This window comes from Phocaeicola sp., assembly GCF_048170425.1.
Classification (GTDB): Bacteria; Bacteroidota; Bacteroidia; order Bacteroidales; family Bacteroidaceae; genus Phocaeicola.
Genome location: NZ_DBEXBB010000064.1, coordinates 1 through 3,521, shown reverse-complemented (window position 1 = coordinate 3,521; position 3,521 = coordinate 1). Strand labels below are relative to the sequence as shown.

Below are 3,521 nucleotides of genomic sequence, written 5' to 3'. Positions count from 1 at the left end.
AAGATCCGAATGAATTGAGTGTGGAAGAAAAGCTGAAAGCACTCTACCAGTTGCAAACCATGTTGTCGGAGATTGACAAAATCAAGACACTGAGAGGAGAGCTTCCACTGGAAGTGCAGGACCTGGAAGACGAAGTAACGGGTCTGAGCACACGTATTGAGAAAATCAAGGCTGAAATTGAAGAACTGAGATCAAACGTAGCCAGCAAGAAAATCGAAATCGAAACTGCCAAGGCTTCTATCGAGAAGTACAAGAGCCAGCAGGACAACGTGCGCAACAACCGCGAATATGACGTGCTGACCAAGGAAATCGAATTCCAGAGCCTGGAAGTGGAACTCTGCGAAAAGCGTATCCGTGAATATACAGCCGGCATCAAATCGAAAGAAGAAGAAATCGTGAAGAGCGAACAGCTGCTGGAAGAAAGAAAGAAAGACCTGGAAGTAAAGAAGAACGAACTGGACGAAATCATCTCAGAAACCAAGCAGGAAGAAGAAAAGCTGAGAGAAAAAGCCAAGAATCTGGAAGCTACTATCGAATCGCGTCTGCTTCAGGCTTTCAAGCGTATCCGCAAGAACTCACGCAACGGTCTGGGCATTACTTACGTGCAGCGTGACGCTTGTGGCGGTTGCTTCAACAAGATTCCGCCTCAGAAACAGCTCGACATCCGTATGCGCAAGAAAATCATCGTATGCGAATATTGTGGCCGTATCATGATTGACCCGGAACTGGCTGGTGTGGAAACAGAAAAGCATCTGGAAACAAAAATGAAATAAGCATCAGGCCTCGTCTGATAGCAGAAGAAGGGATTCCCACTCACAGGGGATTCCTTCTTTTTTTATGCGCTACAAATCGGCATAACGGGGAATGTCGGGAAGAAAATAATACGTGTTTCGTACATAGTCAATGCGGCAACAGTAATGACGGAGGCCGTTACTCACCATCAGATAGTCCACCTTCAGCACCATGTTGTAACGGGTAATCTGGTCAAAGACAGCCTGCGTAATCTCCACCGAAGGAGCCTTGTATTCCACAATCATCTGCGGAGTCAGGTCGCGCCGGTAGAGCACCGTATCACAGCGTTTCTTCGTCCCGTTCAGGTTAATTTGTATCTCATTGGCCAACAGTCCTTGCGGATACCCCTTTTCCTTCAGCAGAAAATTCGTAAAATGCTGGCGTACCCACTCCTCCGGAGTCAGCGCTACATACCGGCGACGGAGCACGTCAAATATCACGTTCTTTCCCTCTCGCTGGGCAATCTTGGCCTCAAAAGCAGGCAGGTTCAATGCAAACATAAGCGTTCTTCTATTACGAAGCAAAGATACTCCATTTTCTCAAAAGTACATAAAAGCTGAATTATTTTCCAAAAACCGAAGGTCTCCGGTAAGAGAAAATCCCAAATTCTTTTTTCTGTTTGCATTATTATTGTACATTTGCGTTTAAGGAAGATAATATCATCTTCCCAATAACCTTTTATTTGGCAACACAAATTCTGAGAGCTAATGAAAACAAAAGAAGAAATCGTAGCAAACTGGCTCCCGCGTTATACCAAGCGGAAACTGGAAGACTTTGGTGAGTACATCTTGTTGACAAACTTCAATAAATACGTCGAAATCTTTGCCGAACGGTTCAACGTGCCCATTTTAGGACGCGATGCCAACATGATTTCGGCCCATGCAGAAGGCATGACCATCATCAACTTCGGCATGGGAAGTCCCAATGCGGCCATCATCATGGACCTGCTCAGTGCCGTACATCCGAAAGCCTGCCTGTTTCTGGGCAAGTGCGGAGGTATCGACAAGAAGAACCAGATAGGCGACCTGATTCTGCCTATCGCGGCCATCCGTGGCGAAGGAACATCGAACGATTATTATCCGCCTGAGGTACCGGCTCTCCCGGCCTTTATGCTCCAGCGTGCCGTATCTTCGGCTATCCGTGACCACTCACGCGACTACTGGACCGGAACGGTGTACACCACCAACCGCCGCATCTGGGAGCACGACGAGGAGTTCAAGAAATACCTGCTGAAGACCCGTGCCATGGCTGTGGATATGGAAACGGCGACTTTGTTCACCACCGGATTTGCCAACCACATTCCTACAGGTGCCCTGCTGCTCGTGTCCGACCAGCCCATGATTCCGGAAGGCGTGAAAACGGAACAGAGTGACAGCATGGTGACCAAGAATTTCGTGCATGAACACGTAGAAATCGGTATCGATGCCCTGCGCATGATCATCGATGAAAAGAAGACCGTGAAACACCTGAAATTTGACTGGTAAACCGACGAAAATGGCAAAGGAAGTCACTTACGAAGAGATTGTACGCAACCTGAAGAACCGCATCTATGCGCCCGTATATTTCCTCATGGGCGAAGAGGATTACTACATCGACCGGATTGCCGACTACATCATCGATACCGTACTTAGTGAAACGGAAAAGGAATTTAACCTGACCGTCACATACGGGGCCGATACGGATGTGGCCAACGTCATCAACGCCGCCAAGCGTTACCCGATGATGTCAGAATATCAGGTGGTAGTGGTAAAGGAAGCACAGAGCCTGAAACGCATCGAGGAGCTGGCTTTCTACCTGCAGAAGCCTCAGAAATCGACCATACTGGTGGTATGCTACAAGCACGGCAGCATTGACCGCCGGAAGAAACTAGCCGCCGAAATCGAGAAAAACGGGGTGCTGTTCGAATCGCGGAAGCTCAAGGACAGTCAGATTCCCGGTTTCATCTCCTCATACCTGAAGCGCAAGAAAGTGGAAATCGAGCCCAAAGCATCGGAAATGATGGCCGAGTTTGTAGGAGCCGACCTGAACCGTATGGCCGGCGAACTGGAGAAGCTTATCCTGACACTTCCGGAAGGCGCACGCCGCATCACACCGGAACAGATTGAGCGGAACATCGGTATCAGCAAAGATTACAACAACTTTGAGCTGCGGAGCGCACTGGTGGAAAAGGACGTGCTGAAGGCCAACAAAATCATCAAATACTTCGAGGAGAATCCCAAGAACAATCCGCTACAAATGACACTGGCCATTCTGTTCAACTTCTTCTCAAACCTGATGCTGGCCTATTACGCGCCAGAGAAATCAGACCAGGGAATAGCGGCTCAGTTAGGCTTGAAAAGTCCGTGGCAAGCGAAAGAATACATGGCAGCCATGCGACGATATTCAGGCGTAAAGGTGATGCAAATCATCCATGCCATTCGTGAATGCGATGCCCGGTCGAAAGGCATAGGCAATCCTTCCACACCCGATGGAGAGTTACTGCGCGACCTGATTTATTTCATTCTTCATTAACCGAAATTGAATCCCTGACAAGAGGAAAGCAATACGCTGTACAAGCGGCATACATCTGAAAAGAACCGGATGTATGCCGCTTTTTTCGTTTTTCACGAGAATTGAAAAATCAGGAGGAGAATACAAATGGAGGTCAAATTTTCAATTCTCACAAAGTTTTTCTACAAACAGTAAATTACAGATAGAAGTGGAAGATGTAATATACAAATGTAATCGTT

The 3,521-nt window shown here is 47.7% G+C and carries 4 protein-coding genes; 3 read left to right on the top strand and 1 reads right to left on the bottom strand.

Annotated features, from left to right (window positions below):
• Window positions 1-773 (top strand): zinc ribbon domain-containing protein (locus ACMJ0U_RS02710; RefSeq protein ID WP_417128009.1); only part of this gene is annotated, 773 nt, incomplete at its 5' end.
• 69 nt (window positions 774-842) lie between these two features.
• Here ACMJ0U_RS02710 and ACMJ0U_RS02705 read toward each other — a convergent pair.
• Window positions 843-1,292, bottom strand: coding sequence for a type I restriction enzyme HsdR N-terminal domain-containing protein (locus tag ACMJ0U_RS02705; protein WP_417128007.1), 450 nt, complete (start codon window positions 1,290-1,292; stop codon window positions 843-845).
• Window positions 1,293-1,499: 207 nt separating this feature from the next.
• Here ACMJ0U_RS02705 and ACMJ0U_RS02700 point away from each other — a divergent pair, with 207 nt between their 5' ends.
• Both ACMJ0U_RS02700 and holA read left to right on the top strand, forming a co-directional pair.
• Window positions 1,500-2,276, top strand: coding sequence for an AMP nucleosidase (locus ACMJ0U_RS02700; RefSeq protein ID WP_007558324.1), 777 nt, complete (start codon window positions 1,500-1,502; stop codon window positions 2,274-2,276).
• A 10-nt stretch (window positions 2,277-2,286) separates the two neighbouring features.
• Entirely contained in the window at window positions 2,287-3,303 is a 1,017-nt protein-coding gene (holA, locus tag ACMJ0U_RS02695) for a DNA polymerase III subunit delta (protein WP_117673808.1), read from the top strand.
• Window positions 3,304-3,521: the final 218 nt, after the last annotated feature.